Annotated in this window: 1 protein-coding gene; it reads left to right on the top strand. The window is 51.8% G+C overall.

What is annotated here, in order from left to right; genetic code table 11:
• A partial coding sequence (locus ACWCOM_RS18510; RefSeq protein WP_454550207.1) for an acyl-CoA dehydrogenase family protein occupies positions 1-415 on the top strand: 415 nt, incomplete at both ends.

The following is a 415-nucleotide window of genomic DNA, read 5'->3' as shown; positions in this document are numbered from 1 at the left end:
CCCCGTACATCGTGGTGATGGCGCGCGACGGGGCTTCTCCGGACAAACCAGTCTACACCGAATGGTTTGTTGATATGAGCAAACCGGGCATCAAAGTGACCAAACTTGAGAAGCTCGGTCTGCGTATGGATAGCTGCTGTGAAATCACCTTTGACGATGTGGAACTGGACGAGAAAGACATGTTCGGTCGGGAAGGTAACGGCTTTAACCGCGTCAAAGAAGAGTTCGACCATGAACGTTTCCTGGTAGCCCTGACCAACTACGGTACGGCGATGTGCGCCTTTGAAGATGCGGCGCGCTACGCCAACCAGCGCGTGCAGTTTGGCGAGGCTATTGGTCGTTTCCAGTTGATTCAGGAAAAATTCGCCCACATGGCGATCAAATTAAACTCCATGAAAAACATGCTGTATGAAGC

Source organism: Kocuria sp. KH4, assembly GCF_053711175.1.
Note: the sequence above shows the minus strand (reverse complement) of the source record. Positions and strands in the feature narration are given on the sequence as shown.